14 protein-coding genes are annotated in these 14,757 nt (G+C 72.2%); all 14 read left to right on the top strand.

The features are described 5' to 3' along the window. Positions 1–20 precede the first annotated feature (20 nt). Positions 21–719 carry an ABC transporter ATP-binding protein gene (locus EUA93_RS05710; protein WP_129399250.1) on the top strand — a complete coding sequence of 233 codons (699 nt, stop codon included), beginning with the start codon at positions 21–23 and terminating at the stop codon, positions 717–719. Continuing rightward, positions 703–2,241 carry a hypothetical protein gene (locus EUA93_RS05705; RefSeq protein ID WP_129399249.1) on the top strand — a complete coding sequence of 513 codons (1,539 nt, stop codon included), beginning with the start codon at positions 703–705 and terminating at the stop codon, positions 2,239–2,241. Before EUA93_RS05710 ends, EUA93_RS05705 begins: the two co-directional genes overlap by 17 nt. A gap of 41 nt (positions 2,242–2,282) precedes the next feature. Further along, a complete protein-coding gene (locus EUA93_RS05700) occupies positions 2,283–2,816 on the top strand; it encodes a DUF6199 family natural product biosynthesis protein (RefSeq protein ID WP_129399248.1) in 534 nt (177 codons plus the stop codon). A gap of 157 nt (positions 2,817–2,973) precedes the next feature. Then, the gene (locus EUA93_RS05695; protein WP_338036341.1) at positions 2,974–3,576 is read left to right on the top strand and encodes a TetR/AcrR family transcriptional regulator; all 603 of its coding nucleotides are present in this window, start codon (positions 2,974–2,976) and stop codon (positions 3,574–3,576) included. Further along, positions 3,569–4,348 carry a TIGR03084 family metal-binding protein gene (locus tag EUA93_RS05690; RefSeq protein WP_129399247.1) on the top strand — a complete coding sequence of 260 codons (780 nt, stop codon included), beginning with the start codon at positions 3,569–3,571 and terminating at the stop codon, positions 4,346–4,348. The genes EUA93_RS05695 and EUA93_RS05690 overlap by 8 nt, the downstream gene beginning before the upstream one ends. After that, the gene (locus tag EUA93_RS05685) at positions 4,345–6,063 is read left to right on the top strand and encodes an acyclic terpene utilization AtuA family protein (protein ID WP_129399246.1); all 1,719 of its coding nucleotides are present in this window, start codon (positions 4,345–4,347) and stop codon (positions 6,061–6,063) included. Before EUA93_RS05690 ends, EUA93_RS05685 begins: the two co-directional genes overlap by 4 nt. Then, positions 6,060–7,211, top strand: coding sequence for an acyl-CoA dehydrogenase family protein (locus tag EUA93_RS05680; protein ID WP_129399245.1), 1,152 nt, complete (start codon positions 6,060–6,062; stop codon positions 7,209–7,211). The genes EUA93_RS05685 and EUA93_RS05680 overlap by 4 nt, the downstream gene beginning before the upstream one ends. Before the next feature lie 10 nt (positions 7,212–7,221). Next, positions 7,222–7,692 (top strand): SRPBCC family protein, encoded by a 471-nt coding sequence (locus tag EUA93_RS05675; protein ID WP_129399244.1) that lies wholly within the window; start codon positions 7,222–7,224, stop codon positions 7,690–7,692. After that, positions 7,689–9,260: an acyl-CoA carboxylase subunit beta gene (locus EUA93_RS05670; RefSeq protein WP_129399243.1), complete on the top strand. Its 1,572-nt coding sequence runs from the start codon at positions 7,689–7,691 to the stop codon at positions 9,258–9,260. Before EUA93_RS05675 ends, EUA93_RS05670 begins: the two co-directional genes overlap by 4 nt. Positions 9,261–9,265: 5 nt before the next feature. Then, positions 9,266–11,194 carry an ATP-binding protein gene (locus EUA93_RS05665; RefSeq protein ID WP_129399242.1) on the top strand — a complete coding sequence of 643 codons (1,929 nt, stop codon included), beginning with the start codon at positions 9,266–9,268 and terminating at the stop codon, positions 11,192–11,194. Beyond that, on the top strand, positions 11,191–12,351 hold the full coding sequence (locus EUA93_RS05660) for an acyl-CoA dehydrogenase family protein (protein WP_129399241.1): 1,161 nt from the start codon (positions 11,191–11,193) through the stop codon (positions 12,349–12,351). Before EUA93_RS05665 ends, EUA93_RS05660 begins: the two co-directional genes overlap by 4 nt. Positions 12,352–12,434: 83 nt before the next feature. After that, the gene (locus EUA93_RS05655; protein ID WP_129399240.1) at positions 12,435–13,289 is read left to right on the top strand and encodes an ABC transporter ATP-binding protein; all 855 of its coding nucleotides are present in this window, start codon (positions 12,435–12,437) and stop codon (positions 13,287–13,289) included. Further along, a complete protein-coding gene (locus EUA93_RS05650) occupies positions 13,286–13,996 on the top strand; it encodes an ABC transporter permease (protein ID WP_129399239.1) in 711 nt (236 codons plus the stop codon). The genes EUA93_RS05655 and EUA93_RS05650 overlap by 4 nt, the downstream gene beginning before the upstream one ends. Continuing rightward, positions 13,996–14,745: an ABC transporter permease gene (locus tag EUA93_RS05645; RefSeq protein ID WP_129399238.1), complete on the top strand. Its 750-nt coding sequence runs from the start codon at positions 13,996–13,998 to the stop codon at positions 14,743–14,745. Before EUA93_RS05650 ends, EUA93_RS05645 begins: the two co-directional genes overlap by 1 nt. Positions 14,746–14,757 lie beyond the last annotated feature (12 nt).

Here is a 14,757-nt window from a genome sequence, read left to right as displayed (position 1 = left end):
AACCGGGCGACAATCGTGAGGTGGACCAGACCCCTGCCGTCGTCGTCAGCGACCTGCACGTGCGCTTCGGCGACGTGGAGGCGGTCTCGGGCGTCGACCTGAGGGCCGCCAACGGCCGCGCGACCGCGCTGCTCGGGCGCAACGGGGCGGGCAAGTCGACCACCATGAAGGTGCTGGCCGGCGTCGTGCCGCCCACCTCGGGCCAGGTCGCCGTCGCCGGCCACGACGCGGCGACCGACGCGATCGGCGTTAAGCGCGTCGTGGGCTACTGCCCCGACGTCGGGGGCCTCGTGCCGCGCGCGACGCCGTGGGAGCACCTCCAGCTCAGCGCCCGGCTGCGCCGGATGGACGCGTGGGAGGACCGCGGCCGCGACCTGCTCGAGCGCTTCGAGCTCGGCGACGTGGCGCACCGCGTCGTTGGCGGGTTCAGCCACGGCATGAGCCGGCGGCTCAGCGTGGTGCTGGCCGCGCTCCACGAGCCCGCCGTCCTGCTCCTCGACGAGCCCTTCGACGGCGTCGACCCGATCGGCGTCGACGCCACCCTCGAGGTCGTCGCGGACGCCCGCGCGCGTGGCGCCTGCGTGCTCCTCTCGACCCACCTGCGCGACCTCGCCCTCGAGGCGTGCGGCACCGCGATCGTGCTGCGCGGCGGCAACCGCGTCGCCGAGATGCACGCCGCCGAGCTCACCGGTGAGGCCTACCGTGCCCTCCTCGACTAGCGGCCTGCTGGAGGCCGCCCGCGACACCGGGCACCTCGTGCGCTTCCGCGCCGGGACGGTACGACGACCCGCAGCGGCCGTCGTCGGCGCGCTGGTGGTCCTCGGCCTGACCCTCGTCTTCGCGGTCCTCCCCTCCACGCTCGACGTGGAGGCGATCCGCAGCGTCACCGTGCAGAAGGCCGTCACGTCGCTGCAGGCCAACCTCGGCGCCACCTTCGTGGGCTTCCTGCTGCTGTCGGTCAGCTCGGCGATGAGCAGCGGCGGCGGTCGCGAGCTGATGTCGCGCAGCGAGGCGGCGATCCACCCGATCAGCCCGGCGACCGAGCACTTCGGCGCCCTCGTGCTGGCGCCGGTCAACCTCGCCTGGCTCGTCCAGATGTGGGGCCTGCTCGCCGTCAGCGCCCTCGTCGCCGAGCCCGCCCACCTCCTCGGCGCCCAGCTCGTGGTGCTCGCCTGGGTGATCGCCGCCTCGACGATCGGGCAGGCCATCGGATGGACCGTCGAGGGCGTGCGCCGCACCGAGCACGGCGTGCTGGCCGTCCGTGCGGTGAGCGCCGGCTTCCTGGTCCTCGTCGCCGGCCTGCAGCTCGCGGGGATGCTCGGCCCGATCGTCCGGTCCCTGCCGACCACGTGGCTCGCCGAGACCGCACCGACCGACCGCTGGCCCGTGGCGGTCGCCGTCCTGCTGGTCGTCGCGGCCGTGACGACCCTGGTCGGGACGCGACCGGCCGCCTGGGCGCTCGGTCTCCCGCCGCGCGAGGAGCTGCGCGTCCAGTCGGGCGTGCACGAGGCCCGCCCGACGCCCGAGTCGCGCTGGCTCACCCCGGAGCGCGCGCTGCTGCGCCGGCTCGACCGCGACTCGGTCTGGCGCTCGGTCGGGCTGCGCCGCGGCCTGATCGTGCTCGGCGTCGGCCCCGGCCTGGTCGCCCTCGTCGCCGGGCTCCAGTGGAGCTCGGTGATGCTGCTGCCCGGCCTCACCGCCAGCGGCGCCGCGCTCCTCTTCGGCGTCAACGCCTGGTGCCTCGACGGCAAGGGGATGGTCTGGCGCGAGACCCTGCCGGTCTCCGCGCGGGACGTGTTCGACGTACGCACCCTCGTGGTCGCCGAGTGCATGGCGGTCGTGTCCGGGGTGACGATCTTCTTCGCCCTGCTGCGCAACGGCGTGCCGCCGCTGATCATGGGCGTCTCGGTGGCGTCGTGCTGGCTGGTCGTGATGTGCCAGGTGCTGTCGACGGTGATGGCGTGGTCGATCCGGTCGCCCTACTCCGTCGACCTCTCCTCGCCACGTGCGACGCCGGCGCCGCACGCCGCCATGGCCGGGTACGCCGGCAAGCTCTCGCTCGTCACGACCCTGACGGGCATGCTCTTCACGGCCGCCGCGGCGCTGCCCTTCGTCTGGCTCCCGGTCGCCCTCGCCGTCGTCTTCGTGGCCTGGTCGACCCGCAAGCTGCTCCGTGCCCGGCGCCGCTGGCTCGCGCCCGAGGAGCGGGCCCGCATCGTGCTCACCGTCGCCGCGGTCTGACCCGGCGTTTCGCCACACGTTCCGCTGGGGAGATCCCTGTCATGGTCGCCGTGCTCTGGATCGTCGCGTTGCTCCTCCTCGTCCTGACCGTCGTCAACCCCCGCCAGCTCTGGTACGCCACCACCGCCTGGCAGTTCAAGAACCCGCAGGCCAACGAGCCGTCCGAGGCCAGCTTCGCCCTCGGCCGGGTCGTCTCCGGCATCGCGGCCCTGGGGTTCGGCATCGCCGCGCTCGTCACCACGGTCGGGTCGGTCGGGCCGCTCAGCCAGGAGCGCCTCGACTCGGTCGGCTCCGCCGCCGCGCGCGACCTCACGGGTGAGTACGGCAAGTACGGCTCGCCCGGCGTCGCCGCGATCGAGGACGCGATCGGGCGCGACGACGTGGAGGTGCGCGAGGGCCGCACGGTCAACGAGGACGCGCCCTTCGGGGAGTCCTACGGGATCGAGGAGTACTACGAGCTCGAGGGCGTCGAGGACGACTCGATCCGCGGCTGCATCGAGATCGCCTACGACGGCGGCCTCTTCCACGACGGCGACATCGACGTCGACGCGACCTACAGCACCGGCGCCTGCTGACCGCCCTCCCACCCCCGGGTACCTAGGGACGAACTGGTGGGTGAAAGGGGCCGGGGACCTACCGGGACGTCCCTAGATATCCAGAAAGGGAGGGGAGGGGAGGCGTCAAGAAAAAGTCAGGCTTGACTGTTTGTTAGTACGACGGCAGGCTGGCGCCGTGACCTCCACCCGGGTGCCGCAGGCCGACCGGACCCGCGCCATGCGGGCCCGGCTGCTGGAGGCGACGGTCGAGCTGCTCGTGGAGCGCGGGTTCGCCGGCACCTCCACGACGCTCGTCTCCGAGCGGGCGGGCGTGAGCCGGGGCGCGCAGCTGCACCACTTCCCGACGAAGAACGACCTCGTCGTCGCCGCCGTCGAGCACCTCACCGAGCGCCGGGGTGCCGAGCTCGCGGACGCCGTGGCCGGGCTGCCGGCGGGGAAGCGTCGTACCCGCGCCGTCGTCGAGATGCTCGGTGACCACTTCACCTCACCGGTCTTCGCCGCCGCCCTCGAGCTGTGGGTGGCCGCCCGCACCGACGAGGCGCTGCTCGCCGCGGTCGCGCCGCTCGAGCAGCGGGTCGGCCGCGAGGCGCACCGGATGACCGTCGCGGCGCTCGACGCCGACGAGTCACGGCCGGGTGTGCGCGAGCTCGTGCAGGCCACCCTCGACCTGGTGCGCGGGCTCGGCCTCGCGTCCACGATCACCGACGACTCCGCCCGCCGCCGACGCATCCTGCGCGAGTGGGCCGACGTCCTCGAGAAGGAGCTCACGCATGCCTGACGTCCTCGCCCAGGTGCTCGCCGACCTCGCCGCCGAGGGCGACGCGCTCGAGTCACTGGTCGCCGGCCTCGACGAGGACGGCTGGCACACCCCGACGCCCGCACCCGGCTGGGACGTCGCGACCCAGGTCGCGCACCTCGCGTGGACCGACGAGGCCGCGCTCAGGGCGGCCACCGACAAGGACGCGTGGGACGCGCTGGTCCTCGACGCGCTCGCCGACCCGGAGTCGTACGTCGACCAGCAGGCCGCCGCGGTCGCGAGCGAGCCCGGCCTCCTGCAGCTGTGGCGGCGCACCCGCACCGACCTCCACGCCGCGCTGACGGCGTACCCCTCGGGCCAGAAGATGCCGTGGTTCGGGCCGCCGATGTCGGCCGCGTCGATGGCGACCGCCCGGCTGATGGAGACCTGGGCGCACAGCCTCGACGTGCACGAGGGCCTCGGTGTGCGGGTCGTCGACACCGACCGGATCCGCCACGTCGCACACCTCGGCGTCCGCACCCGCAACTTCGCCTTCGCGGTCCACGGCCTCGACGCGCCGACCGAGGAGTGCCGCATCGACCTGGTCGCGCCGTCCGACGACGTCTGGACGTGGGGTCCGGAGGACGCCGCACAGACCCTGACCGGCACCGCCGGCGACTTCTGCCGGCTGGTCACCCAGCGCATCCACCGCGCCGACACCGACCTCGTCGCGCACGGTGGTGACGTCGACCGCTGGCTCGACATCGCGCAGGCGTTCGCCGGGCAGCCGGGCGAGGGCAGGGCGCCACGATGACCGAGGCCCCGGCAAGCCCGGTGCTGCGGATCGGCAACTGCTCCGGCTTCTACGGCGACCGCCTCAGCGCGATGCGCGAGATGCTCGAGGGAGGCCGGCTCGACGTGCTCACCGGCGACTACCTCGCCGAGCTCACCATGCTCATCCTCGGCAAGGACCAGCTCAAGGACCCGAGCCTGGGCTACGCCCGCACCTTCGTCCGTCAGGTCGAGGACTGCCTCGGGCTCGCGCTCGAGCAGGGCGTGAAGATCGTCGCCAACGCCGGCGGCCTCAACCCCGCCGGGCTCGCCGACCGCCTGCGCGAGGTCGCGACGGGACTGGGCCTCGACCCGGCGATCGCGCACGTCGAGGGCGACGACGTCCGCCACCTCTCCTTCGACGGCGCCCTCACGGCCAACGCCTACCTCGGCGGCCTCGGCATCGCCGCGGCGCTCACCGGCGGCGCCGACATCGTCGTCACCGGGCGGGTCACCGACGCGTCCCTCGTGGTCGGGCCGGCAGTCGCGCACCACTGCTGGAGCGAGACGTCGTACGACGAGCTGGCGGGCGCGGTCGTCGCCGGCCACGTCATCGAGTGCGGCACCCAGGCGACCGGCGGCAACTTCAGCGGCTTCCTCGCGCTTCCCCACCGCGACCGGCCGCTCGGTTTCCCGGTCGCGGAGGTCGCGGCCGACGGCTCGAGCGTGATCACCAAGCACGACGGCACCGGCGGGGCGGTCACCGTCGACACCGTCACCGCGCAGCTCGTCTACGAGATCCAGTCCACGCGCTACCTCGGCCCGGACGTCACCGTCCACCTCGACTCAGTCCGGCTCGACGACGACGGCGCCGACCGCGTGCGGATCAGTGGCGTCGTCGGCGAGGCGCCGCCGCAGCGCCTCAAGGTCTGCGTCAACGAGCTCGGGGGCTGGCGCAACAGCGTCGAGCTCGTGCTGACCGGCCTCGACGTCGAGGCCAAGGCCGAGTGGGTGAGGTCCCAGCTCGTGCCGTCCGCCGCCGAGGTGCACTGGTCGGCGGTCTCGCTGCCGCCCGCGGACGCCGACACCGAGGAGTCCGCCTCGACGCTGCTGCGCTGCACCGTCAAGGACCCCTCGCCCGACCCGGTCGGCCGCGCCTTCACCGCCGCGGCCGTCGAGCTCGCCCTCGGCTCCTACCCCGGCTTCACGATGACCGCGCCGCCCGCACCCGCGACGCCGTTCGGCATCTACCGTGCGGCGTACGTCGATCGCGCCGACGTCACGCACACCGTCGTCCACGCCGACGGCCGGCACGAGGTCGTCGCCGACCCGACGTCGTACATGCCGAACCAGGAGGCACCCGGCGCGCGCCCGTCGCCGTACCCGGGTCGCACGGACGTGATGACCCGCCGCCTGCCGCTCGGTCGCTTCGTCCACGCCCGCTCCGGCGACAAGGGCGGCGACGCCAACGTCGGGCTCTGGGTCGCGCACGACGGCGTCGCGCAGGAGAAGTACGACGCCCGCGTGCAGTGGCTGTTCAAGATGATGTCGCCGCGCGGGATCGGTGCGCTGCTGCCGGAGGCGGCCGACCTCGAGGTCGACGTGTGGCTGCTGCCCCACCTCGGCGCGGTCAACCTGGTCATCCACGGCCTGCTCGGCGACGGGGTCGCGGCGTCCACGCGCTTCGACCCGCAGGCCAAGGGGCTCGGCGAGTGGCTGCGCTCGCGGATGGTCTCGATCGAGGACAGCCTGCTGTGACCACCGAGCAGGGAGCCACGACCGACGAGCGCGACGCCCTCCGGGCGACCGCGGCGGAGCTCACCCGCCGCGAGGTCGTGCCGCACCTCCAGGAGTGGGAGGACGCCGGGGAGATCCCCCGCTCGCTGCACCGGAGGGCCGGCGACCTCGGCCTGCTCGGTGTCGGCTTCCCCGAGGAGGTCGGTGGCGGAGGAGACCTGCTCGACTCGGTGGCGATCCAGGAGGCGATGTTCGACGCCGGCGCGTCCAGCGGGCTGATGGCCGGGCTCTTCACCAGCGGCATCGCGCTGCCGCACATCGCCGCGAGCGGCAACGCCGACCTGGTCGACCGCTTCGTCCGCCCCACCCTCGCCGGCGAGACGATCGGGTCGCTCGCGATCACCGAGCCCGGGGGCGGCTCCGACGTCGCCCGGATCACCACCCGCGCGGTGCCTGACGGGGACTCCTACGTCGTCAACGGCGCCAAGACCTTCATCACGAGCGGCGTCCGCGCCGACTTCGTGACCACCGCCGTGCGCACCGGCGGGCCGGGGCACGGCGGCATCTCGCTGCTGGTCGTCGAGAAGGGCACGCCCGGCTTCACCGTCAGCAGGTCGCTGCGGAAGATGGGCTGGCACTGCTCCGACACCGCGGAGCTGTCGTTCGTCGACTGCCGGGTGCCGGCCGCGAACCTCGTCGGCGAGGAGGGGTCCGGCTTCGCCCGGATCGCCGACCAGTTCGTCGTCGAGCGCATCGCGCTGGCCGTCCACGGCTACGGCATCGCCGCGCGTAGCCTCGACCTCGCAGCGGCGTACTGCCGGCAGCGCGAGACCTTCGGGCGTCCGCTCATCGGCAACCAGGCGGTCAGCCACGTGCTCGTCGAGATGCGCCGCCAGGTCGAGGTCGCGCGCACCTACACGCGCTCCGTCGCCGCCCGGCACGTCGCCGGCGAGCTCGTGATCGCCGAGGCCTGCCTGGCCAAGCAGACCGCCGTGGACTGCGCGTCCTACGTCTGCGACCGGGCCGTCCAGCTCTTCGGCGGCACCGGCTACCTGCACGGCACCGAGGTGGAGCGGCACTACCGCGACGCCCGGCTGCTGCCGATCGGAGGTGGCGCGGACGAGGTGCTGCGCGACCTCACCGCCAGGCTCATGGGTTACGCATCATGAAGGAGATCCGATGATCAAGCTCCCCTCCCTCGGTGACGAGGTCTCGGTCCAGATGGACGCCACGCCGGCCGAGGTCTGGGACCTCGTCAGCGACGTCACCCGCATCGGCGAGTTCAGCCCCGAGACCTTCGAGGCGAAGTGGACGCGCGGCTCGACGGGGCCGGAGGTCGGGGCGTACTTCAAGGGCCACGTGAAGCGCAACGGCGTCGGCCCGACCTACTGGTCGGGGTGCAAGGTCACCGCGTGCGAGCCCGAGAAGGTCTTCGAGTTCTCGGTCGGGTCGGACTCGATGACCGTCAACAACTGGGGCTACCGGCTCGAGCCGAAGGACGGCGGCACCCTGGTCACGGAGTACTTCCGGATCGAGCCGAACCTCCCCAACCGGCTCTACTGGCTCCTGCTCGGCCCGCTGCGTCGTCGTACCAACCGGAACGGGATGCGGACGACGCTGGAGCGGATGAAGGCGGTGCTCGAGTCATGAGCAACCGCCAGGCCATGCTCGACAAGCTCGCCGACCTCGACGCGCAGCACGCGGTCGCGGTGGCGGGCGGGGGAGAGAAGTACGTCGAGCGCCACCACGCGCGCGGCAAGCTGACCGCGCGCGAGCGGATCGAGCTCCTCGTCGACCCGGGATCGGCCTTCCTCGAGCTGTCGCCGCTGGCGGGCTGGGGCTCGGACTTCACCGTCGGCGCCTCCGTCGTGACCGGCATCGGCGTCGTCGAGGGGGTCGAGTGCCTGATCAGCGCCAACGACCCTACGGTCAAGGGTGGCGCGTCGAACCCGTGGACGGTGAAGAAGATCTTCCGCGCCTCGCAGATCGCCGAGGAGAACGACCTCCCGACGATCTCGCTCGTCGAGTCCGGCGGCGCCGACCTGCCCACGCAGAAGGAGATCTTCATCCCCGGCGGGCGGCTGTTCCGCGACCTCACCCGCTCGTCGGCGCGCAAGCAGCCGACGATCGCCCTGGTCTTCGGCAACTCGACCGCGGGCGGCGCCTACGTCCCGGGGATGAGCGACTACACCGTCTTCGTCCGGGGCGCCGCCAAGGTCTTCCTCGGCGGTCCGCCGCTCGTGAAGATGGCCACCGGCGAGGAGTCCGACGACGAGTCCCTCGGTGGCGCCGAGATGCACGCCCGGGTCTCCGGCCTCGCCGACTACCTCGCCGAGGACGAGCACGACGCGATCCGCATCGGTCGCCGGGTCGTGGCGCGGCTGAACCGGCAGCGAGCGTGTCGGGACCAGGGCCTCCCGTTCGCCGAGCCCGACGCCGACCCCGAGGGCCTCCTCGACCTCATCCCGACCGACCTCAAGGAGCCCTTCGACCCACGGGAGGTGATCACCCGCATCGTCGACGGGACGAGCGCGCGCAACGGCACGCCGTTCGACGAGTTCAAGCCGCTCTACGGCACCTCGCTCGTCACCGGCTGGGCGGAGCTCCACGGACGCCCGATCGGCATCCTCGCCAACGCCCAGGGCGTGCTGTTCAGCGAGGAGGCCCAGAAGGCGACGCAGTTCATCCAGCTCGCCAACCAGTCCGACACCCCGCTGCTGTTCCTGCACAACACGACCGGCTACATGGTCGGCAAGGACTACGAGCAGGGCGGGATCATCAAGCACGGCGCGCAGATGCTCAACGCCGTCTCCAACAGCACCGTCCCGCACCTCAGCGTGATCATGGCCGCGTCCTACGGCGCTGGCAACTACGGCATGAACGGCCGCGCCTTCGACCCCCGCTTCCTGTTCACCTGGCCGAGCGCCAAGTCCGCGGTGATGGGACCGGCCCAGCTCGCCGGCGTGCTCAGCATCGTCGCCCGCGCCGCCGCCGAGTCGAAGGGCCAGCAGTACGACGAGGAGGGCGATGCCGGCATGCGCGCGATGGTCGAGCAGATGGTCGAGGAGCAGTCGCTGCCGTACACCCTGTCCGGGATGCTCTACGACGACGGCGTCATCGATCCCCGCGACACCCGCACGGTGCTGGCCATCTGCCTCAGCGTGATCGCGAACACCGAGATCAAGGGCGCCGACGGCTTCGGCGTCTTCAGGATGTGACGGCCATGATCCAGCGCCTGCTGGTCGCCAACCGGGGCGAGATCGCCCGCCGTGTCTTCGCCACCTGCCGCCGCCTCGGCATCGAGACGGTGGCCGTCCACTCCGACGCGGACGCCGGGCTGCCGTACGTCGCCGAGGCCGACCACGCCGTCCGGCTGCCGGGCGACGCCCCGAGCGACACCTACCTCCGGATCGACCTGGTCGTCGAGGCCGCGAGGCGGTCGGGCGCCGACGCCGTCCACCCGGGCTACGGCTTCCTCTCCGAGAACGCGGCGTTCGCCCGTGCCGTCATCGACGCCGGCCTCACCTGGGTCGGCCCCCCGCCGGACGCGATCGAGGCGATGGGCGACAAGGTCCGGGCGAAGGCGATCGCCGAGCGCGCCGGCGTACCCGTCCTCTCCGCCCCCGACCAGCCGACCGGGGCCGACCTCCCGCTGCTCGTGAAGGCCTCCGCCGGGGGTGGCGGTCGCGGCATGCGGGTCGTCCGGTCGCTCGACCGGCTCGACGCCGAGATCGACGCAGCCCGCGCCGAGGCCGAGTCGGCCTTCGGCGACGGCACCGTCTTCGTCGAGCCCTACGTCGAGGCCGGCCGCCACGTGGAGGTCCAGGTGATGGCCGACGCGAGCGGTGCGCTCGTGCTGGGGAGCCGCGACTGCTCGGTGCAGCGGCGTCACCAGAAGGTGGTCGAGGAGGCCCCGGCGCCCGGCCTGCCGGCCGACACCTGGGACCGGATGGCGGAGGCGGCCGACCAGCTGTGCGTCGCCATCGGCTACCGCGGCGCGGGCACGGTCGAGTTCCTGTACGACGCCGGGGCGGACCGCTTCTTCTTCCTCGAGATGAACACCCGGCTCCAGGTCGAGCACCCGGTCACCGAGCTCCACCGCGGTGTCGACCTCGTCGAGATGCAGCTCGCGGTCGCCGAGGGTCGTGGGCTCGGCGAGCTCGCCGAGCCGCGCGGAGGCCACGCGATCGAGGTACGTCTCTACGCCGAGGACGCGGCCTACGTCCCCCAGAGCGGTCGCCTGGTCACCTTCGACCTGCCCGCCGACTCCGAGCTCGGTCCGCTCGACCGGGCGGGCGTCCGGGTCGACAGCGGCTTCGCGAGCGGCAACGACGTGTCGACGTTCTACGACGCGATGCTGGCCAAGGTGGTGGCGTGGGCGCCGACGCGCGAGCAGGCGATCCGGATGCTCGTCGGCGCGCTCCGCCGAGCCCGGATCCACGGCGTCACCACCAACCGCGACCAGCTCGTCGAGATCCTCACCGACCCGGTCTTCGTCGCCGGGGAGATGACCACGACGTGGCTCGAGTCGCGTCCGATTTCCGCTGAGTCTCCCAGCGACTCACGTCCGAGCGTCGTCGCGGCAGCCCTCATGCTGGCCGCCGGCGACGCGTCCCGGCGCACCGTCCAGCACGGCGTCCCGGCCGCCTGGCGCAACGTCGTCAGCCAGCCGCAGCGCACCACGTTCGAGGGCCACGAGCCGGTCGAGTGGTGGGGCACCCGCGACGGCTTCGTCGTCGACGGGATCACCGTGCTCGAGGTGTCGCCGACCCACGCCCGGCTCGAGGTCGACGGCGTCGCGACGGAGACACGCGGACAGTGGTACGCCGACCACCCGGGTGCGCCGCGCGAGGTCTGGGTCGACGGCCCGGCGGTGTCCGTTCGCCTGCGCGAGGTGCCGCGGTTCACCGACCCGTCCGACGCGGTGGCGAGCGGGTCGCTGCTCGCGCCGATGCCCGGCACGGTCGTCTCGGTGAAGGTCGCGGCCGGCGACGACGTCACCGCCGGCGACGTCGTCCTCGTGCTCGAGGCGATGAAGATGCAGCACACCGTGACCGCGCCGCACGACGGCACCGTCACCGAGATCGACGTCGAGCCCGGTGCGCAGGTCGCGTCCGGGGAGGTCCTGGCAGTAGTGGAGGAACACGCATGAGCAGCTTCACCGAGTCCGAGGAGCGGCAGGAGCTCCGCACGCAGGTCGCGCGGCTCGCCGGCAAGTACGGCCGCGACTGGTTCGTCGAGCGCGCCCGCGCCGGCGAGAAGACGACCGACCTCTGGATGGAGATCGCCAGAGCGGGCTACCTCGGGGTCAACATCCCCGAGGAGTACGGCGGAGGGGGCGGCGGCATCGGCGACGTGGCCGCCGTCTGCGAGGAGCTCGCCGCACAGGGCTGCCCGCTGCTGATGATGGTCGTCAGCCCGGCGATCTGCGGGACCGTGATCGCCCGCTACGGCACCGAGGAGCAGAAGCAGAGGTGGCTGCCCGGCATCGCCGACGGCACCGGGACCATGGCCTTCGCGATCACCGAGCCCGACGCGGGCACCAACTCGCACAACATCACCACCACCGCCCGCCGCGACGGCGACGAGTGGGTGCTCAAGGGCCAGAAGATCTACATCTCCGGCGTCGACGAGGCCTCTAACGTGCTCGTGGTCGCCCGCGCCGAGGACTCCCGGACAGGCAAGCTCAAGCCCTGCCTGTTCGTCGTGCCGACCGACTCCGCAGGCTTCGAGTTCACCGCCATCGCGATGGAGATCGTCAGCCCCGAGAAGCAGTTCCAGGTCTTCATCGACGACGTCCGGCTGCCCCAGGACGCACTCGTCGGCGACGAGGACGGCGGGCTCGTGCAGCTCTTCGCCGGCCTCAACCCCGAGCGGATCATGGCGGCCTCCTTCTCGACCGGGCTCGCGCGCCACGCCCTCGGCAGGGCGTCGACGTACGCCCAGGAGCGCACGGTCTTCAAGGCGCCCATCGGCTCGCACCAGGCGATCGCCCACCCGCTCGCGATGGCGCACATCGAGAACGAGCTCGCCCGCCTGATGACCCAGAAGGCATCTGCGCTCGTCGACGCCGGTGACGACCTGGCCGCCGGCGAGGCCGCCAACATGGCGAAGTACGCCGCCGCCGAGGCGGCCGTGCACGCCGTCGACGCGGCCGTGCAGACCCACGGCGGCAACGGCATCACGCAGGAGTACGGCATGGCCGGCATGCTCGTCGCCGCCCGCGCGGGCCGGATCGCCCCGGTGAGCCGCGAGATGATCCTCAACTTCGTCGCCATGCACAGCCTGGGGCTGCCCAAGTCCTACTGAGGACGCCACGGCGCGCCCCGGCGTGCGACAAACCAGCCGCCAAGGCATGATCGTGTGACCATCGTCGAGGGCTGGAGTCACGGATGATCGAGTTCCGGTCAGTCACCAAGCAGTTCCCGGACGGGACGGTGGCGGTGGAGGACTTCAGCTTCACGCTCCCGTCGCGCCAGACGACGGTCTTCGTGGGCTCCTCCGGGTGCGGCAAGACGACCCTGCTGCGGATGATCAACCGGATGGTCGAGCCGACGTCGGGGACGATCCTGGTCGACGGCGAGGACGTGTCGGCCCAGGACAAGGTCAAGTTGCGGCGAAGCATCGGCTACGTCCTCCAGTCCTCGGGCCTGCTGCCGCACCGCCGGGTCGTCGACAACGTCGCGACCGTGCCCCTCCTCAACGGCGTGCCGAAGGCCGAGGCCCGGGAGTCGGCGCTGGCGCTGCTCGACAAGGTCGGCCTCGACCGCGGCCTGGCCCAGCGGTACCCGCGGCAGCTCTCCGGCGGTCAGCAGCAGCGCGTCGGCGTGGCCCGCGCCCTGGCCAGCGACCCCAACATCCTGCTCATGGACGAGCCGTTCGGCGCGGTCGACCCGATCGTGCGCACCGACCTCCAGGTCGAGCTCAACCGGCTCCAGCGCGAGCTCGGCAAGACCATCGTCTTCGTCACCCACGACATCGACGAGGCGTTCATCCTCGCCGACCAGGTCGTCATCCTCGGCAAGGGCGGACAGATCGCCCAGGCCGGCACGCCGGCCGAGATCCTGGCCGCGCCCGCCGACGACTTCGTCGCCAGCTTCATCGGGGCGGACAAGGGCAAGCGCACCCTGCACCTGCAGGAGCGCGCGGGCGACGGCGGGCTGACCATCATCGTCGACGGCGACGGGCGACCGGTCGGCGTCCTGGGCGCCGACGCAGGGACCGACGCAGGGTCCGGCGCGTCGTGAACTGGACACGCAACAACCTCGACCTGATCCTCGAGTACACCCTCAACCACGCCCGGCTGGCGATCCTGCCGATCCTGATCAGCTTCGTGCTCGCCATCCCGCTGGGCTGGCTGGCCAACCGCAGCAGCACCTCGCGCACGATCGTGATCACCGCGGGCAGCCTGCTCTACACGATCCCGTCGCTGCCGCTGTTCGTGATCCTGCCGCTCGTCATCCCGACCGGCGTCCTCGACGACACCAACCTCGTCGTCGCACTGTGCATCTACGGCGTGGCCATCATGGCTCGATCGGCTGCCGACGCCCTCGCGTCCGTCGACGACGCAACGGTGGACGCCGCGGTGGCCATCGGCTACTCGCCCGCAGCACGCTTCTTCCGCGTCGAGCTGCCGCTGGCCGGGCCGGTGCTGCTGGCCGGCATCCGGGTCGTCTCGGTCAGCACCATCGCGCTGGTCTCGGTCGGCGTGATCATCGGCTCGGAGAACCTCGGCTACTTCTTCCAGAACGGCAAGCAGCGCGGCATCCTGGAGGAGGTCGTCGTCGGCATCGGCCTGAGCCTGCTGCTCGCCCTCGTCTTCGACCTGGTCATCGTGACGCTCGGGAAAATCCTGATGCCCTGGACCCGCGAGCCGGCCAACAGGACGAGGACTCCGGCCGACGTCAGCCTCGGCGGGGTGCACGGCAACATCCGGCAGACGGGCGCCGGCTGATGGACCTCCTGCTGAGCGCCCTGGGCTGGATCTCTGACGGCTCCCACTGGCAGGCCGGGAGCCAGAGCCCGCTGCCGATCCAGGACCGCCTGGTCGAGCACCTCACCTACACCGTCATCGCCATGGTCATCGCCGCGCTGATCGCGCTGCCGCTCGGCTTCTACATCGGCCACACCGGCAAGGGCCGGCAGTTCGTCATCACCTTCACCGGCTCGATGCGCGCGCTGCCGACCCTCGGCGTCCTGTTCTTCCTGCTGATGGTGTTCGGCTACTTCCTGTCGTACGACACCGCGCCGATCGTGGGCGCGACGATCGCCTTCGTCCTGCTCGCCATCCCCTCGATGCTGGCCGGCGCCTACTCCGGGCTCGAGTCCGTGGACCGCGACACCATCGACGCGGCACGCGCCAACGGGATGACCGAGTGGCAGATCCTCACCCAGGTCGAGATCCCGCTGGCGCTCCCCCTCATCGTCGGTGGCGTACGAGCCGCTGCGCTGCAGGTGATCGCGACCGTCACGATCGCCTCCTACGCCGGCCTCGGCGGGTTGGGCCGGATCATCACCAGCGGCATCGGCCTCAACGACTACGACCTGATCCTGGGCGGTGCGCTCCTCGTCACCGCCCTCGCCCTCCTGGTCGACGGGCTGTTCGCCGTCCTCCAGCGGGCCACGGCCACCCAGGGCCTCCGCGACACCCGTTCCGCGGCACCGCGCCGCACCCAGTCGGTCACCACGGCCGCCGACGCCTGAGACGCGTCACAC

The sequence above is a fragment of the Nocardioides oleivorans genome (assembly GCF_004137255.1).
Classification (GTDB): domain Bacteria; phylum Actinomycetota; class Actinomycetes; order Propionibacteriales; family Nocardioidaceae; genus Nocardioides; species Nocardioides oleivorans.
The sequence above is the reverse complement of the archived record's forward strand: the minus strand, read 5'-3'. Positions and strand labels throughout refer to the sequence as shown.